Origin of the sequence: Cupriavidus lacunae (genome assembly GCF_003353055.1) — a bacterium.
GTDB lineage: Bacteria > Pseudomonadota > Gammaproteobacteria > Burkholderiales > Burkholderiaceae > Cupriavidus > Cupriavidus lacunae.
In genome coordinates this window covers 1-26596 of sequence record NZ_QKWJ01000097.1, presented here as the reverse complement: position 1 = coordinate 26596, position 26596 = coordinate 1, and the positions used below count along the sequence as shown (strand labels likewise).

The window sequence follows — 26596 nt, the reverse complement described above, 5'->3', positions numbered from 1 at the left end:
ACAACCTGGCGCGGATGCGCCAGTGAAGTATCGCCATCAATGCAAAACCCGCGGTAAACACGCAGCGGCCGCGTAAACATCATCCCACTCGACCCATGAGGTGCATTGTGAAGCATAGCCCTTGGCCTGGCTCGTGTTGGCGCAGATGATGTCGATATTGAGTTCATATAGTGCGCGTCCGAACTGCGTGTAGCCACGGCCCTCGGCGCTGTCCCGAGCATTGACCCGGAAGACGCCGGCCTTGTCCGAATAGAACGCCTGCGGCTTGCCGTGGCGCTCGAGGTAGGCCCGCGTCGCCGTGAAGTAGGCCTGGGTCGATTCGGTCGGCACGAACCCCAACTGCATCAGCCGGCCGGTGGCGTCGTCGACGTAGACCAGCAGCGTGCAGGCCGGCGCCCGGTCCTCGAACCAGGCGTGGTCGCTGCCGTCGATCTGCACCAGCTCGCCCAGGCAGGCGCGGGGGTTGCGTGGCTGGTGGACCTCGGGCGGGCGCTGCTTCCTCGGGACCCAGAAGCCGGCGTCGATCATGATCCGGCGCACGGTCTCCTTGGCCAGGTAGATGCCGTGGCGCTCGCGCAGCTTCTCGGCGGCCAGCGTCGGGCCGAAGTCGGCGTAGCTGTCGCGGATCAGACCGCGCACCCGTGCTTCGAGCCCTCGGTCCAGCGCGCGATTGCCCGGCGTGCTGCCGCGCTTGCGAGAAACCAGTCCTGCGGGACCATCGTGTCGATAGCGATTCGCCAGACGTTCGACCTGCCGGGTGCTCAGCCGCAGCTTCTCAGCCGCGCGCCACGGCTTGAGCTCGCCACGGACCACGGCTTCGACGACTTTGAGACGATCCAGCTCACGCATGCTCATGGTTACCAGGTCCGGACGTGCCATCGCGGTGCCTCCGTGCGGTCGATCGCAAAGGCGACAGCATGGCCAACCCCGACATTTCTATCTGGCTGTAGTCCGACATTAGCATGTAGCTGCAACATCCGGTTCTCGCATAATAAGTGTTATGTTAAATGACAAAGAAATCTGGGAGGGAATCGCCGTCCGCGTTTCTGTGCGGACGAGCGTGACCAGGCGCTCCTTCCGGTGTGTCGAAAGTCCTCGCCAGAGTGATCGGTCCCCGCCCGGGGTTACCTGGACCCGGCGTTCAGTTCGTCTGCCTGGTCGGCGGGGATACTCTCAATCGTCATGAGCCTTGCGGTGTCGACCGGGTCATTGAGCGCGTCGGCAGTCGGCGTCGCCGGCACTGCCTGGCGGTGCACGTCGTGTGTCACGAAGCCGATGTCCCGGCTTGGAATGGCAAACCAGTCAGGATTGCCGAGCGAGCGGCGGATGTCCTCCAGCCCGCCCTCCCAATGCTCGCCAAGCGTGTCGGCGCTGAACTCATAGTCCTTGTAGTGTCCCTCGAAGGCCCTGTTCTTGTAGATCAGGTGGACCACATTGACCGCACTGCCATCCGCGACTTTCTGTGCCTTGCGCACGAGTGGATGGCTCTGGCGCACTTCCTCGGGAATATGTTCCAGCAGTTGCTTGATGAGACCGGCGTGCTTCTGCTCTGCCTCGAGAAAGGTGGTGATCGCCCGGGTCCGGCTCGAGTACTGGATATCCTTGGTCCGCTCTGAAATGTCAAGGAAATTGCCCGGCAGCCTGCCACGCGCGCTCCACAGATCCACCTGGAATATCAGTGTGTCCTTGTGCTGCGATTCCCTGACAATTTCAGTGAGCGGCGTGTTCGAGACGAGGCCGCCGTCCCAATAGTATTCGCCATCGATTTCAACTGCGGGAAAACCGGGTGGTAGCGCGCCCGATGCCATGAAGTGCTCTGGCTTCAGGCGCATCTTCGTATTGTCGAAATAGATCAGGTTCCCCGTGCGGACATTGACCGCCCCCACGGAAACCCGAATATCGCCGTCGTTGATACGATCGAAGTCGGCGTACTTGAGCAGCGTGGCGCGCAAGGCGGCCGTATCGTAAAAGCTCACCTGGCTTGGATCTTTAGGTGCCAGCCCCGCGGCATGCAGGGGCGAGCGCGGTGCAAAGAACCCCTTCTGGCCTTCCGTCAGCGCGCGGCTGGCGGCCCACATGCTAGACCACTTGCGCGCGATATCCTTGAAGCCCAACGTTGCCGGCCACCAGGCGCCCACGTGACCGATCAGGTCTGCAGGCTGGCAAATGGTGTTCCAGAAACCGCGCAATGCTTCCACGCCGTCTTCAGGCGCGTTGCCTGCGATGATGGCCGTATTCAGTGCGCCAATCGAAATTCCCGAGATCCAGGTAGGCCTGATGCCAGCTTCCGCCAGACCTTGATAAACGCCTGCCTGATAGGAGCCGAGCGCGCCGCCTCCCTGAAGGACCAATCCGATTTCGTCATAGGGGGGCAACTCTAGCTGATGGTCGCGATTGATTCTGCTGGTTCCGCTGCGGCGCACGTCTGACTCCTTGTATTTATTGCATGAACCAGCCGTGGCTCACCACGACCGACTGCCCGGTCAACGCCGCCGATTCGAATCCGGCCAGGAAAGCAACCGTCCTGGCCACGTCGGCCGCGGTCGTGAATTCGCCGTCCACGGTTTCCTTGAGCATCACGTTCCTGACGACTTCCGCTTCCGAAATTCCGAGGGCCTTGGCCTGCTCCGGAATTTGCTTGTCGACCAGCGGCGTACGGACAAACCCCGGACATACCACGTTGGCACGCACGCCGCGCGAGCCGCCTTCCTTGGCGACGACGCGGGCAAGGCCAAGCAGTCCGTGCTTCGCTGTCACATAGGCCGACTTCAGCTTCGATGCCTCATGCGAGTGAACCGAACCCATGTAAATGATGGAACCGCCCTTGCCTGCCGCATACATATGCCGGATGGCAGCTTTCGTTGTCAGAAAGGCGCCGTCCAGGTGAATGGCCAGCATCTTCTTCCAGTCCGAGAATTCGTAGTCTTCAATCGGATTGACAATCTGGATGCCGGCATTCGACACCAGCACATCGATGCTGCCGAGCTTGCTGACCGTTTCCTCGATGCCGGCGTTGACCGCGGCTTCGCTCGTCACGTCCATCGACACAGCAATTGCCTTGCCGCCCTCAGCGACAATCGCATCCGCGACTTTCTGCGCATTCTGCAGATTCAGGTCGGCGATGACGACGGCGGCGCCATCCTGAGCCAGTTGGCGTGCGCATTGCTCGCCAATACCACTTGCTGCGCCGGTAACGAGCGCGACTTTTCCTTGCAATGACATGATTGCTCCTTGCGGGGTTACTGGTTGACGACAAGCCTCGGCGCCTGTGCAGGTGCGAGGTAATCAAAGGCAACTTCGCCGATATCGAGGGTGAGATTGGCAATGACATGCCTCGCGCCCACGATCTTCCTGACCGGCAGCTCGGCAACGGGCGCCAGCGCGTGCGGGTGGAGTTCCAGCGCGGCGGGTCCTTCCCAGGCGCCGAGCACCGTCACATCCTGCAGATAAAAGCGGACCAGTTCGCAGATCCGCGGCGAGCCGTCGACGTGCGGGATGACCTTCAGCAGGTAGTTCGCCGTATCCGCCAGCTTCCGGCGTTCGGCCTCGATATCGAGCGGGCGGAATTTATAGCCCATCGTGCCGGTCGCGATCCGCTGCGTCCCATAGTCGAGGGTGCCAAGCAGCGTATCGTTACCATCAATGGCCAGGCGGGGCGAGGCGAGCTTCTTCGGAAACCCCCAGATTTCACGGCCGCCGGCGATCGGCCCTTCATCATCCAGATACATCGCATGCGTGTAGTTGCCCTTCTGGCCTGATTCATCGATGACGGAAATCACCTGGCCGCTCTCGGTGTAGTCACCGAATCCGGATGAGTCCGGCATGCGGATGAACTCATAGTGGACCAGAGCCGAATCGACCGTCAAAGGCTCGGGCACGACCGCTCGCAGGGCATCCAGGTCGGTTTCGTAGGTAATGATGAAGTATTCGCGATGGAGGAATCGGAAAGGCGGGCGCGGATACGAGGGGCTGTGCAGCGGCATTGCGAAGGCGTTCTTGCGGATGTCATCTATTTTCACGGCGGAGGTCCTGTGAGTTGTGGAATCAGCACAATTCGACGATCTGAGTGCCTCAGGCAAGACGTAGACCGCTTCCTGCGTCAGGAGTTGCTTGCTGGCACGCCTTGCCTGCTTTGCGTGGCGACGTTGCCCTGATGAATGTGGCAGATTTGTCGCAGCGCAGCATCAGCGGGACTATCCTACGGGTTTTCCCTTGGTAACAAAAGACGGCAAACATGAAATGGATTGTTTCGCCAGGAGGACAAAGGCGGTGTGGCTGGATGCAGTCGCTGGCAAATCCCGATATGCCCGAGGCATAATCGTGAAACTGGTTTCAACGAGACCCCACCCTTATGCCCCCCATCCTGTGACCCAACCTGCGTCCCCCCTGAAACCTGCAGAGAAACTCACCATCCAGGACGTTGCCGACTATGCGGGCGTCTCGAAGGCAACGGTATCGCGCTACCTGAACCGGGGCGGCGAGCAACTGTCCGCAGACGTAGAGGCGCGTGTGGCCGCCGCCATCCGTGCGCTCGGCTATAGCCCCAGCCCCATGGCGCAGGGGCTCAAGCGCGGCAAGTCGCGCCTGATCGGGCTGGTGGTAGCGGATGTTTCCAATTCGTTCTCGGTGGCCGTGCTGCGGGGCGTAGAAAAGGCCTGTCGCGACGCCGGCTATATGGTGATGCTGTTCAACCTCGGCAATGATGAGCAACTGGAGCGCGAAGCCATTCGCTCGCTGTCGGCCTACCGGGTTGAGGGCTTTATCCTGCATACACTGGGCCACGATGCCGGCGCTCTGGCCGATGCGGCGCAGTTGGGCAAGCCAGTTGTACTGGTCGACCGCAAGGTCGGCGATGCGGAAGTGGACCTGGTGGCCCTGGACAACCTGACCGCCGTCCATGAAGCCGCCGGCCACCTCGTCGAAGCCGGCTATCGGCACCTGCTCTTCATCAGCGAGCCGATCAAGGCCATCAGCTCACGCAACGAGCGGGCCCGCGCCTTCCAGGGCTTTATCACCGAACACGCGGGTTCACTGACGGGGACCGTTTTTGAAGCCCAGAGGGGTGACGACGATGCCCTTGACGAAGCGCTCCGCGCCCTGCGCCGTGGTGCCGGCGAGGCGCCCATTGCCGTGCTGGCGGCCAACGCGGTGATCTCGCTGCGCGTGGCGGGCGCAGCCGCCAGACTGGGATGGCAGCTCGGCACCGAACTTGGCCTGATCGGCTTCGATGATCCGGAATGGGCCGCGTTGGTCGGTCCTGGCCTTAGCACCATTTCCCAGCCCACCGACGATATCGGGCGCGTCGCCACCAACTGCCTGATCGAGCGCCTGCATGGCGCGCAACTGCCGCCGCGCCGCGTCTTGTTGCCCGGCACCTTGATCACCCGCGGGTCCACCCGCCGCGGCTGATCCCCGCTGATCCCCGAACCCGCCCCCCGCCGCTGTCAGGCGCGCACGCTTGATCCACGCTTAGGCCCGTTGCCCCCGGCCGGCGGGGCGCCTGCACGCGCCGATTCCACCTTGGGCCAAACGCAGATTCGCACGTAAGGGTTTCCACTGCTGGATCTCTGAAACCGGTTTCCTATAATTCTGAAACCGGTTTCAAGACGGTGCTTGCCGAACGCTGCAACGCCAGCGACACATTCCAAATACGTGCAGGAGACATTGATGAACGTCCAACGCTTGTTGCGCCGCGTAGCCGCGCCCGTGCTGACTCTGCTGGTCCTGACCAGCGCCGCTTTGACCGCCCAGGCGCAGACCGTCGCCGAGATCGTCAAGAAGGGCAAGGTCACCATCGGCGTGGTGACCGGCGCCCCGCCTTTCGGCACTACGGACGCCACCGGCAAGCCCGCCGGCTATGACGTCGACGTGGCCAACCTGCTGGGCAAGTACCTCGGCGTACCGGTCGATATCGTCCCGCTCACCTCTCCGAGCCGGATTCCGGCGCTGGAAGCCGGCAAGGTCGACTTCCTGGTCGCCACGCTGGCGCCGACGCCCGAGCGGGCGCGCGCCATCATGTTCAGCGCGCCCTACAGCGCGTTCGAGCTGACCATCTTCGCGCCCGTTGCCGCCAAGTACGCCAGGCTGACGGAACTGGGCAAGAAGAAGGTGGGCGTGACCCGCGGCACTACGCAGGACACCGCGCTGACCCGGCTGGCCGTACCCGGCATGAATATCGTTCGCTTCGAGGACGACGCCACCTGCGCGCAGGCGCTGATCAGCAACCAGGTCGATGCCATTGCCCTGCCCAACACCACCGGCAACGAGATCATGAAGGCGCGCGGCGCCGGCAAGTTCGACGCCAAGTTCGCATTCTCGGTGCAACCGAATTCGATGGCCGTGCGCCGCGACGCCTTCGAGCTGCGCCAGTGGCTCAACACCACCATCTCCTACGTCAAGCTCAATGGCGAACTCGATGCCATTGCGCAGAAGTGGACCGGCAAGGCGCTGCCCGCGCTGCAAACGTTCTGATCCAGGCCGTCTGAGGTTGCGCGCCGGCGCCAGCCGGCGTGCCAGGAGACCCGCATGCACTACCAATTCGAATGGGCCCCGGTGTTGTCGCAGCTGGATCGCTTCGCGGAAGGCGCGGCGATGACGCTGGCGCTGAGCTTCGGCTCGATCCTGCTTGGCACCCTGGTCGGCACCGCCGGCGCCATCGCCGCCGCTTTTGGCGGCCCCTGGCTGCAGCGCGCCGCCAGAGCATACGTCGAGGCGATCCGCAACACGCCCTTCCTGATCCAGCTCTTCATCATCTTCTTCGGCTTGCCGACCGTAGGCCTGCAGATCGACGCCGTCACCGCCGCGGTGATTGCCATGACCGTCAACCTCGGCGCCTATTCGACGGAAATCATCCGGGCTGGCCTGCAGGCGGTCCACCGCTCGCAGCTCGAAGCCGCCGCGGCGCTGGGCATGACGCGCTGGCAGCTGATCCGCCATGTGGCCCTGGTGCCGGCTTTCGAGAAGGTCTATCCGGCCCTGACCAGCCAGTTCACGCTGATGATGCTGACATCGAGCGTGGTGTCGGCGATCTCGGTGGAAGAGCTGACGGCGGTCGCCAGCCAGGTCGATTCGCAGACCTTCCGCACCTTCGAGAGCTACATCCTGGTCATGTTCGTCTATATCGGGCTGGCCCTGCTGTTGCGCGCCATGTTCGCCCTGATCGGCAACCTGGTGTTCAGGCGCCGCCGCGTGGTGACGCGCGCACGAAAGCTGGCCCGCACGGCCCCGCTCGTCCCCCTGGCTAAGGCGGAGCTGACGGCAGCGGTTGCAGGGAGCGCGAAATGATCACCGAATTCTCCTGGAATCATCTCGAAATCCTGCTCCTGGCGGCACGCTGGACGCTCTGGGTGACCTTGCTCGCCTTTGTCGGCGGCACGCTGGCCGGCTTCATGGTGGCGCTGGCGCGTACCTCCAGAAGCCCCCTGCTGCGCCTGGCCAGCACCGCCTATATCCAGGTCGTGCAGGGCACGCCGGTGCTGATCGTGCTGTTCCTGAGCTACTACGGGCTCTCCGTGCTCGGGCTCAGGCTGTCGCCGATGGTCGCGGCCATGTTGGCGATGTCGATCTACGCCAGCGCCTATCTTGGCGAGATCTGGCGCGGCTGCATCGAGGCCGTGCCGCAAGGTCAGTGGGAAGCCAGCGAGGCGCTCGCCCTCACCCGCTGGCAGCAACTGCGCCACGTGGTGCTGCCGCAGGCGGTCCGGCTGGCGCTGCCACCCACGGTGGGGTTCTCGGTCCAACTGGTCAAGAACACCTCGATCACGTCCATCATCGGCGTCATCGAACTGACCCGCGCCGGCCAGCTGATCAACAACGCGACCTTCCAGCCCTTCGCGGTCTTCGTCGTCGTCGCACTTATCTACTTCGCGCTTTGCTTCCCGCTGTCGTCGGCGGCCAGGCGCATGGAAAGGAGGCTCCATGTCAATCGTTGAAGCACAGGGCGTGCACAAGTCGTATGGCCACGTCGAAGTCCTGAAGGGCGTCTCATTTGCCATCGAGCCCGGCCAGGTGGTTGCCATCATCGGCCGCAGCGGCTCTGGCAAGAGCACCATGCTGCGTTGCCTGAACGGCCTGGAGACGATCAACGCCGGCAATATCACCGTGGCCGGGCACAAGCTGGATCACGACCGCAAGCGCTTGCTCGACCTGCGCCGCGACGTGGGCATGGTCTTCCAGAGCTACAACCTGTTTCCGCACCTGACCGTGGGCGAGAACATCGCGCTGGCGCCGTCCATCGTGAAGAAGATGGCCGCCAGCAAGATCGACGGCATCGTCGACCGGGTGCTGACCCAGGTCGGCCTGCTGGAAAAGAAGGACTGCTACCCCGAGCAACTCTCGGGTGGCCAGCAGCAGCGCGTTGCCATCGCCCGTTCGCTGGCGATGGAGCCCAAGGTGATGCTGTTCGACGAGGTCACCTCCGCGCTCGACCCCGAGCTGACGGCGGAAGTGCTGCGGGTCATGGAGCACCTGGCCGCCTCCGGCATGACCATGGTGCTGGTCACGCACGAGATGGAGTTTGCTCGCCGCATGGCGCATACCACCATCTTCATGCACCAGGGCAAGGTGCACGAAGCGGGCCCGTCCAAGGCGCTGTTCGCACAGCCGCGGACGCCGGAACTGCAGCAGTTCCTCAGCGCGGGAGCCCTGAAATGAGCCGGCCACAAGCAGAAAACTGCGCCCGCCCGCCGGTGCTGATCTCGCTGACGGCCTATGGCGCCGACCTCGCCCATCGCGACGGGCAGGCGGCGCTGGCGCGGATTGCCGCGGCGGCCGGCGCCGACGGCGTGGAATTCCGCGGCGAGCTCCAGCGCGGCCAGTCGGATGAAGTGAGGGGACAACGCGAGGTCGCGGCGCAGCACGGCCTGAGCGTGGTCTGGTCCAGCCCGGAAGGCCTGTGGAGCGAAGCCGGCAGCCTCGATGCTGCCGCGCTCGACCGCGCCTTCACGACCGCGCTGGCGCTCGGCGCCAGCCGGGTCAAGATGTCGCTTGGCGGCTATCGCGAAGGCACGGCGCTGGACGCATTGCTCCCCTGGTTGCGGCACGACGGCATCGAACTGGTCGTGGAAAACGACCAGACCGCCAGCGCCGGCACCGTGCCGCCGCTGCGCGACTTCTTCGCGCGTACCAGGGCGCTCGGCGCGACCATACCGATGACCTTCGACATGGGCAACTGGCACTGGACCGGCGAAGATCCGCTCGACGCCGCGCAGGTCTTCGCGGCTGGCGTCGGCTATGTGCACTGCAAAGGCGTGCAGCGCACGCCCGCCAAATGGATCGCCGTGCCGCTGGAGCAGTCGGCGGCACCATGGCGCAGCGTAATGCGCCGCCTGCCCGCGGACGTTGCCCGTGCCATCGAATTCCCGCTGCAAGGCGATGACCTGGTACAGGTCACGCGCCAATATGTCGAACTGCTGCGTTCGGTGGAGATCCCAGCATGAGTGCCGATCTTGACGTGGTCACGCTGGGCGAGGCGATGCTGATGCTGGTGGCTGGCGAAGCCGGCCCGCTCGAAGGCGTGCAGACCTTCCACAAACGCACCGCCGGCGCCGAAACCAATGTGGCCATCGGCCTGTCGCGCCTGGGCCTGAAGGTCGGATGGGCCAGCCGCCTGGGCGATGACTCGATGGCGCGCTACCTGCTCGATGCCATGCGGCGCGAAGGCGTGGATTGCAGCCAGGTGGTGTGCGAGCCCGGCGAGCGCACCGGCTTCCAGTTCAAGGGCCGGGTCGACGACGGCAGCGATCCGCCCGTCGAATATCACCGCCGCGGCTCGGCGGCCAGCCGCATGCACCCCGGCCACCTTGACGACAGCTGGCTGCGGCGCTCGCGGCACCTGCACGTCACCGGTGTGTTCCCCGCGCTTGCCGAAGGCACCCGGGCCGCCACGCGCCAGGCCATCGCCACCATGCGGGCCGCCGGCCGCACGATCTCGTTCGACCCCAACCTGCGACCCACGCTGTGGGCCACGCCCGAACTGATGCGGGACACCCTGAACGAGCTGGCGCACCAGTGCGACTGGGTGCTGCCGGGCATCGAAGAAGGCCGCTTCCTCACCGGCCATGCCGAGCCCGAACGCATTGCCGCCTTCTACCGCGCCCGTGGCGCCAGCCTGGTGGTGGTGAAGCTGGGCGCCGATGGCGCCTACTTCGACGGCGAGGCCGGCACCGGCCATGTCGCGGCGTTCGGCGTCGAGCGTGTGGTCGACACCGTTGGCGCGGGCGATGGCTTTGCGGTGGGCGTGATCAGCGCGCTGCTGGAAGGCCGGCCGGTGGGCGAAGCTGTCCGGCGCGGCGCCTGGATCGGCGCCCGGGCGGTGCAGGTGCGGGGCGATACCGAAGGCCTGCCGACCCACGCCCAGCTGGCAGCCGCCAGTTTGTGAAGCCACAGCAAGGATTTCCCATGCGCAAGAATGTTCTGGTGTTCCGTCCGATTCCTGATGACCTGCTGGCCAGGATCGAGTCGGAGCATGACGTGATCGTGGCCGACCCGCGCCTGCCGGCGCAACGGCCGGCCTTTCGCGCCGCGCTGGCAAACGCCCATGGTCTGATCGGCTCCAGCGTGAAGCTGGGCGCGGCGGAACTGGCCGAAGCGGGCCGGCTGGAGGTGATCTCGAGCATTTCGGTAGGGGTCGACAATTACGACCTCGCCTGCCTGCACCGGCGCGGCATCACCCTGTGCCACACGCCCGGCGTACTGACCGAGACCACCGCCGACACCGTCTTCGCGCTCATCATGGCCACCAGCCGCCGTCTGGTCGAGCTTGCGGCCCATGTGCGCGAAGGCCGCTGGTCCGCCAATATCGGTGAAGGCCTGTTCGGCTGGGACGTGCACGGCAAGACCCTGGCGGTCCTGGGCTTCGGGCGCATCGGCCAGGCCGTGGCGCGCCGCGCGGCGCTCGGCTTCGGCATGGAGGTGCTCTACGTCAACGAGACAGCCGCGGAGCCGCCCGACCTGGTCGGACACGCCACCCGGGTGGAACTCGGCCATGCCCTGGCCAGGGCCGATATCGTCGCCGTGACGCTGCCGCTGACCGACAGCACGCGTGGCCTGATGGGCCCGCGCGAGTTTGCGCTGATGAAGCCGGGCGCCATCTTTGTCAACGGCGCGCGCGGCCAGATCGTGCAGGAAGACGCGCTGCTCGCGGCGCTCGACACTGGCCACCTGCGCGCCGCCGGGCTCGACGTCTTCGCCACCGAGCCCCTGCCGCAGGATTCACCGCTGCGCAGCCATCCCAGGGTGACAGCCCTGCCCCATATCGGCTCGGCCACACATGAGACCCGGCGTGCCATGGCCGAACTCGCTACGCGCAACCTGCTGGACGCGCTCGCCGGGCGGCAACCCGGCGCGCGCTTCGACCTGGCGGCCGTCGCCGCCCAGGCAGTCCAGGCAGCCGCCTGAATTTCTCCCCCAAGGACACCCCGCCATGCCCAGTTCCATTCCCACGCTGTGCGGCTCGATCATGGGCGAGCCCTTTACCTTCAACGTGCGCATCCACAATGCCGCCTACCGGGCGCTGGAGGTCGACTACACCTTTGTCTGCTTCGGCGTGCAGGACGTGCCCGGCGCCGTGCAGTCGATCCGCGCGCTTGGCGTGCGCGGCATGAATGTCTCGATGCCGCACAAGCAGGCCGTGATCCCGCATCTTGACCACCTTGACGAGACCGCTCGCGCCATCGGCGCCGTCAACACCATCAACAATATCGATGGCGTGCTGACTGGCTACAACACCGACTGCATCGGCGCCGTGCGCGCGTTCCGGGAAGTGACCGAGGTGGCCGGCAAACGCATTGCGCTGCTGGGCGCGGGCGGCGCGGCGCGGGCCATGGCCTATGGCCTGCGCGAGGCCGGCGCCAGCGTGACCGTGTTCAACCGCACCGCCGCGCGCGGCGAGGAACTGGCCGCATCGCTGGGCCTGCGCTTTGGCGGCGGCCTGGCCGACTTCCACGCGGCGGACTTCGACATGCTCGCCAATGCGACCGCCGCGGGCTTTCGCGCCCCCGATGTCAACCCGGTCGGCGGACAGCTCGCGTCGCACCTGGTCGTCATGGACGCTGCGTTCATCCCGGTCAGGAGCAAGCTGATCCGGGATGCCGCCGCGCTTGGCTGCCGCACCATCGACGGCACGCGCATGATGCTGCACCAGGCGTGCGCCCAGGTCGAGTTCTACACCGGCTGCGCCCGCGCGCCGATCGAGGCGATGGAGACGGCGCTGCTTGAGGAGATTGCCCGCCTGTCTTTAGTTTAGGAAGCCTTGGCTGGCCCGGCGCTGCGCGCGGCGGAGCCGCCCTTGCCTTTCTGCACCCCGGATGACAAGGCCCGGATGGCGGCTTCGCGGGAGTTCCCGATGCGCTTGTGCGCGGTCTGCAAGACTGCCTCGATGTCCCGCTTGGCGACCGCGCGCTGCAGAGCACGCCAGGTCTTGAAGGAATTGTCCAGCGAGCCGGGATGGGCTGCGAGCCCCAGCCGCACATAGCGCAGGACCCGCAGCGAGATGGAGTTCAGCAGATCCCCGACCAGCCGGTTGCTCGACAGGTCTGCCATGGCCATGTTCGCCAGGAAGGTCACGCTGATATAGGCGTCCACCGATTCCTCGGCGGCCTTGCCGAGTTGCGGCATGAATTGGTCGAATAACGCATTAAGCTCGTCCGCGCGCTCTTCCATCAGCTGCCTGAGCAGAATGGCAAACAGTGCGTCCCGCACGACGTAGATATCCAGCAGATCCTGGGCATTGGGCTCGGTGACAATAGCGCCGCGCCGGGCGCGGAACTCGATCAACCGCTCCCGCTCCAGGATGCGCAAGGCCTCGCGCACAGGAGCGCGGCTGACCTCCAGCACCTCGCTGATGTCCTTCTCAAGCAGGCGTTGGCCGGCGTGGATCACGTCGATCGTAATCAGGCCCGCCAGCCGCACGGCAATCTGATCCGCGACCGAGGCTGACCAGTCGCGTCCATGCATAAGCGCCTGCTCGACAACCAGCATGACCGGATTCTGCGGTGATTGCGGCGCAAGCAGCGACTGCAGTTCTGGCGTGTTGGTGGTCTTGAGTCTGCCCATGAATGGTAAATCCTTCCGATGATTGGCAAGCGGGTCGGGTGCCGGCCCGGTCGACACGGCACCGCTCGCGGTGTGCAGGATCTTACCTTATGTGGCGTATCGGGCGGATGGAGGATTGCCAAAGCCAACGGGACCATCGACGCAGGCTGCCGCGCATTCCGCAATAGAACCGGGCAGCCCAAGGCTGCGCGCAAGTCGTCATCACGACAATTCCAGCGACAGCGTTATGCTTCGCCCGCCGGCGGTACCGTGTGTCGGCGCACTGTGCCGCGTGTGGCCCGGCTCTCCTTGGGGCTGCAGCCAAATTGCGCGTGATACCAGCGCGAGAAACCGCTCGGCGCGGAAAAACCGAGTAGCGTCGCGACCTCGGTCAACGGACGATCCGTCTCAATCACGTGACGCACGGCGAGTTCGGTGCGGATGTCGTTAACGATCGACGAGAAGCTCTGTCCCTCGTCCGCCAACCGGCGCTGGACCGTACGGCACACCACGCCCAGGTGTTCCGCCACCTGCTCGATGCTGCAGCGCCCGCTGGGCAACAGCAGCACGATGATGCGCCGCACGTCGTCAAGCATTGTCGCCTGCTGCGACATGGCAGATGCGTCGATCAACTGCTGCGCGTAGCGCACCATGGCCGGATCGGCAAACGGGTTGCGTGCGTCGAGATCGGCCTTCGCGCAGATGATGCAGTTGAAGTCGTAGTCGAACTCGACGCGCGGGCCGAAAAACCGCTGGTGCGTGCTCAGATCGCGCGGTGCCGGGTGCTCGAAGCAAACGCGCCGCGGCTCCCAGTCGGGCTTGAGGAGTTGCCGTATCAGGCGCACCATGACCCCAAGCGCCAGTTCAACCCTCTGGCGCGTGGGCTGATGCGCGCTGCCAGCCATTACCGCCTCGCGAATAATGACCAGTTCGCCGCACTCCTCGACCGCCAGTGACAGGGCACCATTGAGCAACGCCTGATAGCGCATCAGCATGTGCAGCGAGTCGCGCAACGTCGCCTGGTCGCGGATCAGCAATCCGACCGCCCCAAGATTGGACAACAGGCGCGACTCGGCCATGCACAGCCCGAAACTCTCGTTGCCAGACATGGTTGCGGACGCCTGGAGCAGTTGTCCGACACGCTCCACCGGAATCATGAGGTCCGGCTCGCGCAGTATGCTTGGACTTAACCCCGCATCCAGGAGCATCCGCACCGGGTCCAGTCCGGCGGCGCGAGCGACCTCGCTGTAGTTGGTGAGGGCCGCGGCGCGGACAAGTGACGACATTTGGGGACGGAATAGAACGTTGACGTGGAATGATAAATACCTGTCACGTACTGTCAAGCGGGAGATACCCGCGACATCCAAACTCGCAAGGATCGATCGGCCGCATCGACAAATCGGAGACAACGTTCATGAATCAAAGCCTCAAAGCGGCACCCGCAGTGGTCCGCGCCACCTCTCTGGGCAACTCGATCCGGGTCGAGCCAGTCACCTGCACGATCGGTGCGGAGCTCAGCAACGTCAATCTGGGCGCGGCTGCCGAGGACGAGCAACTGATGGCAGAAATCCGGGCCCTGCTCCTGAAGCATCGCGTGCTGTTCTTTCGCGACCAGGACATCACGCGCGCGCAGCACGTAGCCTTTGCGCGCTACTTCGGCGAGCTGGAGGATCATCCCGTGGTGGGAAGCCATCCCGATTACCCCGGACTGGTTCAGATCTACAAAACCCCGGACAGCCCTCCCGATCGCAACGAGAATTCCTGGCATACCGATGCCACCTGGCGCGAAAAGCCGCCGCTCGGCTGCGTGCTGCGCTGCATCGAATGCCCGCCCGTGGGCGGCGACACGATGTGGGTCAACATGGTCGAGGCTTATAACCAGTTGCCCGAGGAGATCAAGACGAAGATCGCCGCATTGCGCGCGCGGCACAGCATCGAGGCAAGCTTCGGCGCCGCGATGCCGATCGAAAAGCGTTTTGCACTGAAGGCTCAGTTCCCGGACGCCGAGCACCCGGTTGTGCGCACCCATCCCGAAACCGGAGAGAAAGTGCTGTTCGTCAACGGGAGTTTTACGACGCACTTCACCAATTACAACGTGCCGGCCAATGTGCGCTTCGGCATCGACAAGGCGCCGGGTTCCGCGAATTTGCTCAGCTACCTGGTCAGCCAGGCGACCATCCCCGAATACCAGGTGCGTTTTCGCTGGAAGAAAAACAGTGTTGCGTTCTGGGACAACCGTTCCACCCAGCATTACGCAGTGATGGATTATCCCCCGTGCCACCGAAAGATGGAGCGTACCGCCATCATCGGCGACGCGCCTTACTGAAAGATCGATATGACTTCTACGGCACCAACCGTTCTCATCGTCCCTGGCCTGCGTGACCATGTGCCGGAACACTGGCAGACCCTGCTGGCGGCGAAGCTGCCTCGCGTAGTCAGCGTCGCGCCGCTTGAGCAAGACAAGCTGAGTTGCGCTGCCCGCGTCGACGCAATCGATCGCGCCCTGGCCACCATCGAGGGGCCGGTGATCATCGTGGCGCATAGCGCGGGGACAATGATGGTCGCCCACTGGGCGGCCCGGGGCACCACCCGGGAGATCCTCGGCGCACTGCTTGCAGCGCCCGCGGACCTCGAGACGCCCATGCCGGCAGGCTACCCGACGACCGACACACTGGGCGACCACGGCTGGCTGCCGATCCCTCGCGGCACATTGCCGTTTCCGAGCATCGTTGCGGCAAGCAGCAACGATCCTCTGACGCGTCTCGATCGCGCCCGCGAGCTGGCGCAGGCGTGGGGAAGCCGCTTCGTCGAACTCGGCGAGGTCGGGCATCTGAATCCCGCTTCAGGCTACGGCGAGTGGCCGCAGGCCGAAGCGTTCATTCGCGAACTCTCGTGAACGGTAGTCACCCGGCGCCAGTTGCGCGGCCGGGTGACTGCCGGATCAATCTGGCTGGTAGTTAATGGACTTCAGCAGCGCGGACTGCTGCTGATATGCCTGCTTCAGGTCCGCCATCAACTCTTCCGAGGTGGCGGCACCCCCCTCCTCCATGCCCATGTCCTTGATGTGGTTCTGCACTTCGGGTTGCTTGAAGTACGCCAGCGTCACCTCGCGGATTTTTTGCTGGACTGCCGGAGCGACATCCGGGCGGGACCACACGGCGAACCAGCCTGCTTGTGCCAGCTGCGGGTAACCCAACTCCTTGAAAGTCGGCACATCCGGCAATGCGGCAATCCGCGTCGGATAGTTCAACGCAATCGCCTTGATCTTTCCCGCCTTGATCAGCGGCAGCGACGTAGTCACCCCATCGAACATCAGGGGCACATGTCCGCCCATCAGGTCGTTCAATGCCGGAGGCGAGCCTTTGTAGCCCACATGCCGCATTGGCACATGCGTGAGTTGCCCGAGCAGTATGCCCGAGGTGTGGCCCTTCAATCCCGCAGCGTAAGAAGCGAAAACGAGCCCGTCCTTTTGTGCTTTGCCGTAGTCCACCAACTGCTTCAGGTTTGAGATGGGCACATCCTTGTTGGCAACCAGAACCAGCCCCGTGCGGCTGATCTGGGCCAGTGGCTTCAGGTCCGCAAAGGGCTTGTAATGGACCTTGTAGGCCAACGGCGCTTCACTCACGACGCCGCCCTGGATGACCAGGAGGGTATGGCCATCCTTGCCGTTGGACTGCAAATCGCTGATCGCCAGCGCGCCGGCGGCACCAGGCTTGTTTTCCACAATAACCGGCTTGCTCAGTTTTTTCTGCAGGCCTTCCGCCAGCAGCCGCGCCAACGCGTCGGCACTGCCGCCGGCAGGCCCTCCCACCACCAGACGGATCGGCTTGCTGGGCCAGGCCTCCTGGGCCTGAGCCATGGGCATCCCGCCGGAGACACCAACACCGATCGCCAAGGCGTAACCGGGCCACCAGAAGTTAAGGGTTTGCTTCTTCATGTCAGTACTCTTTTGATTGCTTCGCTTTGCGTGTTTAAAAAGCTTTGTCGCCGATGGGATCGATGCGCAGGCTTGGCGGCGCGTTCACCCTTCGTCGATTCTCGGATCGCACCGGGTCAACCGACATGACTGATGACGACAGGTTGTTGCCAATACGCGCAAACAGAGGGAAAACCCTGCCGGGACACGCTGGGCACGCTCTCAAAGAGACCCAGTGTCCCCTGTGCCAGAGGGCGACTGTCATAAAAGGCCAAGTGTGTGGCGTGCAAGGTAAAGCGGGAAGTAGCGCCAGGCTAGATGATCCGATGCGAGAAGTCAGCAGGCGGAACTTTCAGTCATGAGTTTCGAGAATCATTAGATGGAGACAGAATTGAACGTGTATACGAGTAACGCGATGCCGGCCGAGCCGGTTGCGGCTACCACTGGTGCCCGCGCCTACGCGTGGGTGGTATTCGCATTGATGTTTTGCCTGCTCCTGTCTGACTACATGTCGCGGCAGGCGATCAATGCCTTGTTTCCGCTCCTGAAAGTGCAATGGCAGATCTCCGACACACAGCTCGGCTCGATCAGCAGCGTGGTGCCATTGACGGTCGGAGTGCTGACCCTCCCCTTCTCCATCATCGCGGACCGCTGGGGACGGGTCAAAAGCATTGCACTGATGGTTTCGGTGTGGAGTGTTGCCACGCTCGGATGCGCCGTTGCCAGCAGCTACCACGAGATGTTCGTCGCACGCTTGTTCGTTGGCGTGGGCGAGGCTGCTTATGGAAGTGTCGGATTCGCCATGCTCGTCAGCATCTTCCCAAAGCATATGCGGTCCACCGTTGCCGGCGGCTTTACGTCTGCCGCTGCGTTCGGGTCCGTGCTCGGTGTTTCGCTTTCCGGCATCATTGCGACGCACTTTGGCTGGCGCTGGTCGATGGGTCTGATGGCGATCATTGGCTTTGTGCTGGTGATCATTTATTACTTCGTGGTCACGGAAGAAAAAATCGCACGGGTGCGACCGGACAATAACGGCAATCCGCTGCACGGGCACGTGAAACTGTCACCGCGCGCGTTTTTTTCTGGCCTGTTTCCGTGCGGCTCCGTCTTCTGTGCCTACCTTGGCTGCGCCCTGCAGATCTTCGTTCAGGGCACGCTGTTCGTATGGCTGCCCAGCTACCTGAATCGCTACTGGGGCATGCCTGTCAGCGAGGCGGCCGTGCTGGCTGCCGGCCTTGTCCTTGTCAGCGGCCTCGGCCAACTCCTGTGCGGTGTGATGACCGATCGGATCAGCGGGGAATCGTCGCTTAAGCGGTGGAACATGGCCATTGGCTATTGCCTGGTGCTGGGCACTCTGCTGGCGATCGCGTTCCGCTTGCCACAGGGCAACCTGCAACTCGCGTTCCTTGTGCCCGGGGTGTTCTTCCTTGCCAGCTCGTTCGGCACATGCAGCGCAATCATTGCTGGCGCCACGCCGCCAGCGATTCATGGCTCGGCATTTGCGACGCTGACGCTGTTCAACAACATATTGGGCCTCGCAGCGGGTCCCTTTATCACCGGCATGGTGGCAGACGCGGTTGGTCTTCAGGTCGCCTTGCGCTGGCTACCGCTCGCGGCGGTTCTGCCTTTCGTCGTGTTCCTCATCGGCAGATGGTGCTATCTCACGGAGGCGCGACGCGGCTGAACTGGTTGGGGATGCAGACAACACTTGGCAGGTTGGGTAGTAGTTCAAAAAATGGGGGAGACAATGTCACTACTGAAAAAGCTGTTCGCAGTTGCGCTGTGCGCCGAGGCAACCATTGCCTTGTGCACGCCAGGCCCGGTCCAGGCGCAGGAAGCCTGGCCCGCGCGCCCGATTCAAATGATCGTGCCGTCGTCTCCCGGATCGGGAACCGACGCGCTGGCGCGGCTCATGGCGCAGCGCCTTTCCGAAGCGCTGAAGCAGGCTGTGGTCGTGGAGAACCGCCCGGGTGGCAGCGGGGTGATCGGCACCAACGCCGTTCTTAAGGCGGCGCCGGACGGCTACACGATTCTCTACACCACGGCCTCCAACATGGTGGTTGCGCCGGCCGTCATCAAGTCCATTTCCCAGGAGGCAAGAAAGCGTCTCGTTCCGATCGCGCAGACTGCCATGGGTGGGGTGTTGCTGCTGGTGAGCCCGGACCTGCCCGTGAACGACTTGCCCGGACTCATCGAGTACGTGAAGGCGAATCCGGACAAGTACAGCTATGGCACCTGGGCCACCGGTTCGTCCGGCCAATTGACGATGGAGTGGCTGAAGAAGCAGACCGGCATGAAGACCGAACACATCGCGTATCGGACCTCCGGCCAACTGCTCACCGAACTGTCCTCGGGGGTGCTGAAGATCGGCTGGACCGATCCCAGCGTGGCGGTGCCGTTCCTGCGTTCCGGGAAGGTGCGCGGCATTGCCATTGTGGGCAACGTGCGGTCTCCCCAGCTTGCCAACGTCAAGACGATGGCTGAGCAGGGCTATAAGTTCAATACGGTGGGATGGTTCGGCATGTTCGCGCCGGCCGGGACCAGTCCGGCGATCGTGAAGCGGCTGGCCGATGAGGTCAACAAGGTGCAGGCGTTGCCGGAGATCGCGGCCCTGATGAAGCAGCTGAACTTCGAGCCGCCCCCGGTAAAATCCTCCGCCCAGTTGGGCGAGATTGTCCAGAATGACCTGCAAGTCTGGACGAAGATCGCCAACGACGCAGGGATCAGGGTCGAAGAATAAGACGTGCCGCCGCGCGCGGCGACCTCAACCCTGCAACCGGATACGGCCCCTGGCCTGCCATTAAGGAATGATTGCGTGAATTGCTCTGAATTTTCGGGTACGTCCCCTGCCCCTGCATCGTCGCAAACGCTGCGGGTTGACTTTTACCTTGACCTGATTTGCCCCTGGTGCTGGATCGGGTTGCGCAATCTGCGGTCAGCATGGGCGAGCCTTCGACAGCAGCATCCTGGATTGGCGCTGGAGACCACATGGCACGCCAATACTTTGCTGCCGCAGATTCCTGCGCAAGGCGTTCCGTACCAGGCATTCTATGAAGCACGGCTCGGGGGGCAACGGGCTGTAGCGATTCGCCGTGCCCAGATTCGTGCTGTGGCGGAATCGGTTGATCTGTCGTTGAACTTCGAAAGCATCGCGACCTTTCCGAATTCGGCGCTGGCATGTGCCCTGGTCAATGCGGCCCAGTCCAGGCTGGAGCCGGAAGCCATGTACCAGCTGGTGGAGTCCATCTACTGCGCATTCTTCTCCCAGGGGCAAGACATCGGTTCAACAGAGACGCTGCAAGCCCTGGCTCAGGCGTCCGGATTCCGTTGGGATGCCTGGTCGTCCTCGCCGCTCCAGTCTTCAATGGGCGCCGACCACGCAGGAGGGGTTCCTCATCTCGTCTTCAACGGGCAGTGGCCGGTCACTGGCGCCGTTCCAGCCAGCGAGTTGGTTCGCGTCATGCAGCAAGCCGTGGTGGCCAGGCGCCTGGACAGCGAGTGCAAAGCCAATGCCTGATTAAGCAACTCTGGCTGCGCCCGCCAGGGCCGGACAGCGGGCACTGAACCCTTGCCTCAATGAATCGACATCAAGAGAAGAAATGAAGATGAGCAATGGCCTTGACACGGCGTTCTTCGCCGAGCGCTTCGGCCTGCGCGGCCTGACGGCAATCGTTACCGGCGCTGGCTCGGGACTTGGGCGGCAGGCGGCACGGACGCTGGCCGCCACCGGCGCGCATATTGCCCTGCTGGGCAGGCGGCCGGAGCCGCTGCAGGAAACCGCAGAACTGATCGCAGAAGCCGGCGGTATGGCGCGGACTTTTCCCGTCGATGTTGCCGACCAGGAAGCCGTGCGGCTTGCCCTGGATGCAATCCAGCAAAGCATGCCGCAGCTATGGGCGCTGGTGAACAATGCGGGCGTCGGAGGGCGCGCGGCGCTGCTCGACGTGGACGAGAAGATGTTCGACCGGGTATTCGACGTGAACACGAAGGCCGCGCTGCTGATGTCTACCGCGTTCGCACGCCGGCTCATCGAGCGGCAGTTGCCGGGCCGCATCATCAATATCTGCTCTCTCGCCGCGCAGACGCACTCGCGGTACCTCGGCATCTACGGGGCCAGCAAGGCGGCGCTGGAGCATCTGACCCGCACGATGGCCCATGAATGGGCGTGCCACGGTATCAACGTCAACGCCATCAGTCCCGGCTTCATCGAGACTGACATCAACCGCGCCATGTTCCAGACCCCCGCGGGCAGGAAAATCGTGGATAGCCTGCCACGCCAGCGCCTCGGCACGCCCGAGGCGCTCGATGGCGTGCTGTTGACGCTGGCTTCGCCGGCCAGCGCGTTCATGACCGGCTCGACGCTGGCCGTGGATGATGGGCAACGCTTCAGCATCGGCTGAGTCAGGCCCCTCTGGCCATGTCGTGACGCGGCAATCGACGCGCTTGCTCAACCATCGATGATCCAGCGCGCTTGCGCCCGCCGATTGCTGTCATATAAAGGAAAGTTCGAGGCGTGCAAGGTAAAGCGGGAAGTGGCGCCAGGCCCGATGATGCAATCGTCGCGAAGCACGCTTAGTGTGATATTTGATACAGAACTGGAGACAACATGGCGAAGGTCGTTAAATTCTACGAAACCGGCGGGCCCGAGGTCCTTCGTTTTGAGGACGTTGACGTTGGTGAACCGGGGCCGGGAGAGGTCCGCGTGCGCCACGTGGCCGTGGGCCTGAATTTTGCGGACACCTACTTCCGCGGGGGTACCTACCAGGTTCCGCTGCCCAGCGGCCTTGGCAACGAGGCAGCCGGCGTGGTCGAGGCCGTCGGTGCCGGCGTGACCCATCTGGCGGTCGGCGACCGTGTGACCTACACGGGATTTACCAACACGCTGGGCGCCTACAGCACGGAGCGGCTGATCTCTGCCGATCCGCTGATCAAGCTGCCGGAGGCCATCAGTTGCGAAGTCGCGGCGGCCATGACCATGCGGGGCTTGTCAGCGGCCTACCTGATGCGCCGGATCTACCCCTTCAAGGCGGGCGACTCCATCCTGCTGCATGCCGCGGCAGGCGGTGTCGGCCTGATCGTTTCGCAGTGGGCCAAACTGCTCGGGCTGACCGTGATTGGCACGGTTTCGACCGATGCCAAGGCCGAGGTGGCGCGCGCCCACGGCTGTGATCACACGATCAACTACAGCCATGAGGATGTGGCCAAGCGCGTGCGGGAACTGACGGACGGAGTAGGCGTGAACGTGGTCTTCGACAGCGTGGGCAAGGCCACCTTCATGTCCTCGCTGGACTCCCTCAAGCGCCGCGGCCTGCTGGTGTGCGTGGGTTTCGCCTCCGGCCCGGTCACCGGGTTCGATCCGGCAATTCTGGCCCGCAAGGGCTCGCTGTACCTGACTCGCCCGGGCCTGGCCGACTATATCGCCGATCCGGCCGAGAAGGCGGAACTGGTCGGCGAGCTGTTCGGCCACGTGGCGGCTGGCCGCATCCGCATCGGGATCAATCAGCGCTATGCGCTGGAGGATGCCGTGCAGGCACACCGGGACCTCGAGGCTCGCAAGACCACGGGCTCGTCCATTTTCGTGATCTGAGTGTTCGCCCTTCGGGGAACGTGACCGCGGCATAGCCCATGCTCAGGGGAGAATGCTGGAGATTGCCAGCAACCCGGCTCTGTCCAGCCCCTTTGCGATGCGGTCCAGGTCCTCGTTCCTGAAGGGCATGCGAGCAATGTCGTCTGCGAACGAGTAATCCGGGTTGATGGCGATGAGCTCGTCCCAGACGCCGCGCGCTTCGTCGAGATAGCCAAGGTTCCCGAGCGCGGCAGCGAGATAAGCCCGGCTCATGTCCGTCTGTGGGACCAGAAGGATGCGCTCTCGCAGGACCACGATGGCTTTTTCATAGTCGCCGGCAACGATATGGGCCACGCCCAGATGATGCAGGTATCCCTGGGTGTAATGGGGATCGAGCCGCATGGCGCGTTCCAGATCACGAATGGCAACCCGAGGGTGCCCTGAATAGATGTTCAGCGTGGCCCGCAGAGACAGTGCCGGGGCGAAGTTCGGGTTGAGCGAAAGCGCTTCGTCGACTTCGTGAGCCCAACGCGCGAAGTCTTTCCGGTACATCGCGACCAATGCGGCAACGCCGTGCGCGAACGGCTCGTCCGGGTCGCGCTCGATGGCTTTGTCGACCAGCGCTCCGGCTTCGGCGAGCGAGCGTTCGGGATCGTCGGTCCAGCGGTTGAAATAGGCCTGGGCGAAGGCCATGCCCAGTGCTGCATAGGGGGCCGGATAGCCGGGATCGAGAGCGATCGCCTGCCGGAACAGATCGCTCGTTCGCTTGAAGACGGCAAGATTCTGCGTCGCGCCCCGCTGCATCGCCCGGCCGCGCAGGAAGCACTGGTAGGCTTCCATATGCGGCGTTTCGCCGGATGCCATGCCGGGCCACAGGGCGACCTCGACCGGACTTAACGCGGAACTCAGCTCAGCGACGATCTTGCGGGCGACGTCGTCCTGCACCGCGAACATGTCATGGAATTCCCGGTCGTATCGTTCAGCCCACAAATGGCTGCCGGTCACCCCGTCACTCAGTTGCGCGACCACGCGGATGCGGCCGCCGTTCTTCCGGATACTCCCTTCGACGATGTAGCGGGCGCCGAGCTCGCTGGCGATGCGCCGCACGTCCATGGGCACGCCCTTGTAGGCAAAGCTGGAGCTTCGGGCGATCACGATCAGGCCCGGGCTCTTCGACAGCGTTGTAATGATCTCGTCCGCCAGTCCGTCGGCGAAGAAGTCCTGATCGGCATCGTGGCTGAGATTGGCGAACGGCAGGATCGCGAGCGACGGCTTTGGTGAAGGCTGGTCGACAGCTTCCTCAGTTGTTTTAAGTTTGCGCTTAAAACAATACCCGATGCGCGGTATGGTGGTGATCCACATCTCGCCATCGGGCGCGACGCCCAGCGCCTTTCGCAGCAAGGCAATCTGGACCGAAAGATTGCTCTCCTCGACCACGGTCCCAGGCCAGGCTGCGTCCATGAGCTCTGCCTTGGTGACGATCTCTCCCTGCCGTTTGAGCAGCGCCGCCAACAGCAGGATGCCCCGGCGCCCAACCGCCACGCGCGTCCCCTGCCGCTGCAGCGTCCCGTTATCGAGATTGAGTAAGTACGGACCGAAGGTGAAGCGTTGTCCTTGCATATGACCCTCCATGCTGCAACGCGATTTTGGGAATTATTCGGACATTATTCGGCAGCCCTTCAATACGCCAGTGCTTGCTGTCGGGATACTGCTCCACGTCGCGGTCCCTTTGGGCCATTTTGGCAGCCGCTGAAAACCGGCCGCCGTACGGAAAGGAGAGGCACACGAAATGACTATCCTATCATCGCCCGCGCCATCAGGCGCGAGCCAGACGGCCGTCGTGCTCGTGCATGGCGGCTTCGTGGATGGCTCCGGCTGGGAAGGCGTATACAAGGTCCTGAAGCGGGACGGCTTCGAGGTCAGCGTGGTTCAGAATGCCACCGAATCGCTCGCCGGCGACGTGGCGGCGACCCATGCCGCCATCGATGCGCTGGAGAAGCCTGTCATCCTGGTCGGCCATTCCCACGGCGGCGTGGTCATTTCGGAGGCCGGCAACCATGCCAGGGTGGCCGGGCTGGTCTATATCGCGGCGTTCGCACCGGACGTCGGCGAATCCGTCGCGACGCTGATCGCCGATCCCGCGCCAGGCGCGCCTGTTCCTCCGATTCAGCCGCAGCCGAACGGGTTTCTCCTGCTGGACAAGGCGAAATTCGCCGAGGCCTTCGCTGCGGATGTCGACCCTGCTAAGGCGGCCTTCATGGCCGATTCCCAGGTCCCCTGGGGCCCGGAAGCACTGGCTGGCGCAGTCACCGTTCCCGCCTGGAAGACAAAGCCGAGCTGGTACCTGGTCGCCAAGGACGATCGAATGATCCCGCCTGACGCCCAGCGCGCCATGTCAATGCGTGCGGGCTCCACCACCGTCGAGCTCGAGGGCAGCCATGCGATCTATGTGTCCCAGCCCGGCGGCGTAGCCGAACTGATCGAGGTGGCCGCAGAAACGGTCACGGCTTCCGGGAACTGAATTCCGCCTTGCGATTGACTTCGGGCAGCAGTATCGCCTGACGAGAACACACTTTCATCACTCCCTATCGAAGAGGTATCAGATGCGACCCAATTCCTTCTCTTCCTGGCGCCCCCTTCTTGGCATGCTGGGTGCTGCGTTGCTGACTGTCGGCGTCATGACGCCAAGCCCGGCCGCCGCCGAGCGTGTCAATAACGTGGTGCTCGTCCACGGCGGCTTTGTCGACGGCGGTGGCTGGGAAGCGGTCTACAAGCTCATGAAGGCCAAGGGCTTCAATGTCAGCGTCGTTCAGAATCCCACCACGTCGCTCGCCGCAGATGTGGCAGCCACCAAGGCGGTGGTGGACGCGCAAGACGGCCCCGTGGTTCTGGTGGGCCATTCGTACGGGGGCGTGGTCATCACGGAGGCCGGCAATGACGCCAAGGTCTCGCGCCTGGTCTACATCGCGGCGTTCGCCCCGGACAAAGGCGAATCCGTTCAGAAGCTCATCGCCAATCCCCCTGCCGGCGCTCCGGCTCCCCCAATCCTGCCGCCGGTCAATGGCTCCCTGATGCTGGACAAGGCGAAGTTCGCCGCGGCATTCGCTGGCGACGTGAAAGCCGAACGGGCCGCCTTCCTCGCCAACGCCCAGGTGCCATGGGGCGTGGAAGCCCTGGCTGGTGAAGTCACCTCCCCTGCCTGGCGTGAAAAGCCGAGCTGGTACCTGGTCGCCAGGGACGACAAGATGATTCCTCCGGATGCTCAGCGCGCGATGTCCAGGCGCGCCGGCGCCACGGTCGTTGAATCTCCGGGCAGCCATGCCGTGTATGAGTCGAAGCCAGCGGCAGTTGCGGCGCTCATCGAGAAGGCCGCCACTGCAGGAAACCGGAACTAGCTGGGCTACATACCGGTTTGCTGGACTGGAAATCCGGAATTAGCCGGAGTTGCCGTGCAACTGATGCGGGCGCGGCTGCTCCAGGCTAAGGGACATAGATGACCGATACGAACGCTCATGTCGGCTTGATCATGTCACGCGCATAGGCGAGGCCCGTGCCATACCCACCACCATGTNAAGACTTGATATCCCTCGGACAGCGCTGAAAGCACCGGGAAGCTCACGCAGGCCTCCGTCAGCATGCCCGCGATGATCAGCGTACGCTTTCCGGTAGCAGTAATCGCGTCGCGGACCGCATCGTCTTCCCAAAGGTTCATGTTGCGGCGTTCAATCGGCGTGACGTTTGGCAGCACTTCTCGAAACGCTGGCATCAGTGGGCCGCTGTACACCTTCGAGGCCGAAGTGGAGACCACAACCGGCAAGTCAAAGGCGACCGCCGTCTTCGCGACCGCAAGGCCATTACTGCGCAGCAACTGGGGGTCTTGAGAACCCGCGGCGAACGCAAGGCCCGCCTGTTCATCAACGAGGATCAATGCACAATCCGCGGATTCGAGCAACGGTAGCTTGGACATGGGAATTCTCCTGTTCATTTGAGGCCGCGATCTTGCTTCAAGCCGCGGTCTGCCACCAATCCGCCCACCGCCAGCGAGCCGGCGAGGATGCCGAGAGAGGATGACGTATGGGCAT

26 protein-coding genes and 1 pseudogene are annotated in these 26596 nt (G+C 63.8%); 18 read left to right on the top strand and 9 right to left on the bottom strand.

All coding sequences use genetic code 11. The annotated features are described in order from the left end of the window. Positions 1 to 117 precede the first annotated feature (117 nt). From DN412_RS37140 to DN412_RS37125, 4 genes and pseudogenes are all read right to left on the bottom strand, one after another. Positions 118 to 879 (bottom strand): annotated as a pseudogene (locus tag DN412_RS37140) (ISNCY family transposase); the annotation flags it as partial. 245 nt (positions 880 to 1124) lie between these two features. After that, entirely contained in the window at positions 1125 to 2423 is a 1299-nt protein-coding gene (locus DN412_RS37135) for a DUF3734 domain-containing protein (RefSeq protein ID WP_115216102.1), read from the bottom strand. 16 nt (positions 2424 to 2439) lie between these two features. Then, positions 2440 to 3222 carry a 3-hydroxybutyrate dehydrogenase gene (locus DN412_RS37130; protein WP_115216101.1) on the bottom strand — a complete coding sequence of 261 codons (783 nt, stop codon included), beginning with the start codon at positions 3220 to 3222 and terminating at the stop codon, positions 2440 to 2442. A 17-nt stretch (positions 3223 to 3239) separates the two neighbouring features. Next, entirely contained in the window at positions 3240 to 4019 is a 780-nt protein-coding gene (locus DN412_RS37125) for an acetoacetate decarboxylase (protein ID WP_115216100.1), read from the bottom strand. A gap of 346 nt (positions 4020 to 4365) precedes the next feature. On the opposite strand from DN412_RS37125, the gene DN412_RS37120 reads away from it, so the two are divergent. The 9 genes from DN412_RS37120 to DN412_RS37080 all read left to right on the top strand — a co-directional run bounded on the left by DN412_RS37120 (position 4366) and on the right by DN412_RS37080 (position 12244). After that, positions 4366 to 5409: a LacI family DNA-binding transcriptional regulator gene (locus DN412_RS37120; protein WP_244222979.1), complete on the top strand. Its 1044-nt coding sequence runs from the start codon at positions 4366 to 4368 to the stop codon at positions 5407 to 5409. Positions 5410 to 5667: 258 nt separating this feature from the next. Next, positions 5668 to 6471: a transporter substrate-binding domain-containing protein gene (locus tag DN412_RS37115; RefSeq protein ID WP_115216099.1), complete on the top strand. Its 804-nt coding sequence runs from the start codon at positions 5668 to 5670 to the stop codon at positions 6469 to 6471. 54 nt (positions 6472 to 6525) lie between these two features. Continuing rightward, positions 6526 to 7284, top strand: a complete 759-nt coding sequence (locus tag DN412_RS37110; protein ID WP_115216098.1) for an amino acid ABC transporter permease — start codon at positions 6526 to 6528, stop codon at positions 7282 to 7284. Then, complete coding sequence (locus DN412_RS37105) at positions 7281 to 7931, top strand: amino acid ABC transporter permease (protein WP_115216097.1); 651 nt, start codon at positions 7281 to 7283, stop codon at positions 7929 to 7931. The genes DN412_RS37110 and DN412_RS37105 overlap by 4 nt, the downstream gene beginning before the upstream one ends. Then, on the top strand, positions 7918 to 8652 hold the full coding sequence (locus DN412_RS37100) for an amino acid ABC transporter ATP-binding protein (RefSeq protein WP_115216096.1): 735 nt from the start codon (positions 7918 to 7920) through the stop codon (positions 8650 to 8652). The genes DN412_RS37105 and DN412_RS37100 overlap by 14 nt, the downstream gene beginning before the upstream one ends. Then, complete coding sequence (locus DN412_RS37095; protein WP_115216095.1) at positions 8649 to 9437, top strand: sugar phosphate isomerase/epimerase family protein; 789 nt, start codon at positions 8649 to 8651, stop codon at positions 9435 to 9437. Before DN412_RS37100 ends, DN412_RS37095 begins: the two co-directional genes overlap by 4 nt. Continuing rightward, positions 9434 to 10378, top strand: a complete 945-nt coding sequence (locus tag DN412_RS37090) for a sugar kinase (protein WP_115216094.1) — start codon at positions 9434 to 9436, stop codon at positions 10376 to 10378. The genes DN412_RS37095 and DN412_RS37090 overlap by 4 nt, the downstream gene beginning before the upstream one ends. 20 nt (positions 10379 to 10398) lie before the next feature. Further along, positions 10399 to 11397 (top strand): 2-hydroxyacid dehydrogenase, encoded by a 999-nt coding sequence (locus tag DN412_RS37085; RefSeq protein WP_115216093.1) that lies wholly within the window; start codon positions 10399 to 10401, stop codon positions 11395 to 11397. Between the two features lie 25 nt (positions 11398 to 11422). Continuing rightward, entirely contained in the window at positions 11423 to 12244 is an 822-nt protein-coding gene (locus DN412_RS37080; protein ID WP_115216092.1) for a shikimate dehydrogenase family protein, read from the top strand. Here the strand turns inward: DN412_RS37080 and DN412_RS37075 are convergent. Next, entirely contained in the window at positions 12241 to 13053 is an 813-nt protein-coding gene (locus DN412_RS37075; RefSeq protein ID WP_115216091.1) for a GntR family transcriptional regulator, read from the bottom strand. The genes DN412_RS37080 and DN412_RS37075 overlap by 4 nt on opposite strands. Positions 13054 to 13277: 224 nt before the next feature. Beyond that, positions 13278 to 14318: an AraC family transcriptional regulator gene (locus DN412_RS37070; RefSeq protein WP_078200148.1), complete on the bottom strand. Its 1041-nt coding sequence runs from the start codon at positions 14316 to 14318 to the stop codon at positions 13278 to 13280. Positions 14319 to 14446: 128 nt separating this feature from the next. Between DN412_RS37070 and DN412_RS37065 the strand changes: the two genes are divergently transcribed. Together DN412_RS37065 and DN412_RS37060 are read left to right on the top strand one after the other, a co-directional pair. Further along, the gene (locus DN412_RS37065) at positions 14447 to 15358 is read left to right on the top strand and encodes a TauD/TfdA dioxygenase family protein (RefSeq protein WP_115216090.1); all 912 of its coding nucleotides are present in this window, start codon (positions 14447 to 14449) and stop codon (positions 15356 to 15358) included. A 9-nt stretch (positions 15359 to 15367) separates the two neighbouring features. After that, positions 15368 to 15928, top strand: a complete 561-nt coding sequence (locus tag DN412_RS37060; protein ID WP_115216089.1) for an RBBP9/YdeN family alpha/beta hydrolase — start codon at positions 15368 to 15370, stop codon at positions 15926 to 15928. Positions 15929 to 15973: 45 nt separating this feature from the next. On the opposite strand, the gene DN412_RS37055 is transcribed toward DN412_RS37060, so the two are convergent. Continuing rightward, on the bottom strand, positions 15974 to 16969 hold the full coding sequence (locus DN412_RS37055) for a Bug family tripartite tricarboxylate transporter substrate binding protein (RefSeq protein ID WP_115216088.1): 996 nt from the start codon (positions 16967 to 16969) through the stop codon (positions 15974 to 15976). Positions 16970 to 17339: 370 nt separating this feature from the next. Here DN412_RS37055 and DN412_RS37050 point away from each other — a divergent pair, with 370 nt between their 5' ends. The 5 genes from DN412_RS37050 to DN412_RS37030 all read left to right on the top strand — a co-directional run bounded on the left by DN412_RS37050 (position 17340) and on the right by DN412_RS37030 (position 22535). Beyond that, positions 17340 to 18632: an MFS transporter gene (locus tag DN412_RS37050; protein WP_208647733.1), complete on the top strand. Its 1293-nt coding sequence runs from the start codon at positions 17340 to 17342 to the stop codon at positions 18630 to 18632. A 63-nt stretch (positions 18633 to 18695) separates the two neighbouring features. Beyond that, positions 18696 to 19688: a Bug family tripartite tricarboxylate transporter substrate binding protein gene (locus tag DN412_RS37045; RefSeq protein ID WP_115216087.1), complete on the top strand. Its 993-nt coding sequence runs from the start codon at positions 18696 to 18698 to the stop codon at positions 19686 to 19688. Between the two features lie 75 nt (positions 19689 to 19763). Beyond that, positions 19764 to 20465, top strand: a complete 702-nt coding sequence (locus DN412_RS37040; protein WP_167471178.1) for a DsbA family protein — start codon at positions 19764 to 19766, stop codon at positions 20463 to 20465. A gap of 88 nt (positions 20466 to 20553) precedes the next feature. After that, positions 20554 to 21348, top strand: a complete 795-nt coding sequence (locus DN412_RS37035; RefSeq protein ID WP_115216103.1) for an SDR family NAD(P)-dependent oxidoreductase — start codon at positions 20554 to 20556, stop codon at positions 21346 to 21348. 206 nt (positions 21349 to 21554) lie between these two features. Then, entirely contained in the window at positions 21555 to 22535 is a 981-nt protein-coding gene (locus DN412_RS37030; RefSeq protein ID WP_115216085.1) for a quinone oxidoreductase family protein, read from the top strand. Positions 22536 to 22577: 42 nt separating this feature from the next. Here the strand turns inward: DN412_RS37030 and DN412_RS37025 are convergent, their stop codons facing one another. Beyond that, the gene (locus tag DN412_RS37025) at positions 22578 to 24134 is read right to left on the bottom strand and encodes a winged helix-turn-helix domain-containing tetratricopeptide repeat protein (RefSeq protein WP_161564102.1); all 1557 of its coding nucleotides are present in this window, start codon (positions 24132 to 24134) and stop codon (positions 22578 to 22580) included. A 220-nt stretch (positions 24135 to 24354) separates the two neighbouring features. Between DN412_RS37025 and DN412_RS37020 the strand changes: the two genes are divergently transcribed. Further along, positions 24355 to 25035 (top strand): alpha/beta fold hydrolase, encoded by a 681-nt coding sequence (locus DN412_RS37020; protein WP_244222978.1) that lies wholly within the window; start codon positions 24355 to 24357, stop codon positions 25033 to 25035. Between the two features lie 82 nt (positions 25036 to 25117). Next, complete coding sequence (locus DN412_RS37015) at positions 25118 to 25909, top strand: alpha/beta fold hydrolase (protein WP_115216082.1); 792 nt, start codon at positions 25118 to 25120, stop codon at positions 25907 to 25909. 134 nt (positions 25910 to 26043) lie between these two features. Here the strand turns inward: DN412_RS37015 and DN412_RS37010 are convergent, their stop codons facing one another. Next, complete coding sequence (locus tag DN412_RS37010) at positions 26044 to 26481, bottom strand: isochorismatase family protein (RefSeq protein ID WP_244222977.1); 438 nt, start codon at positions 26479 to 26481, stop codon at positions 26044 to 26046. Between the last annotated feature and the right edge of the window lie 115 nt (positions 26482 to 26596).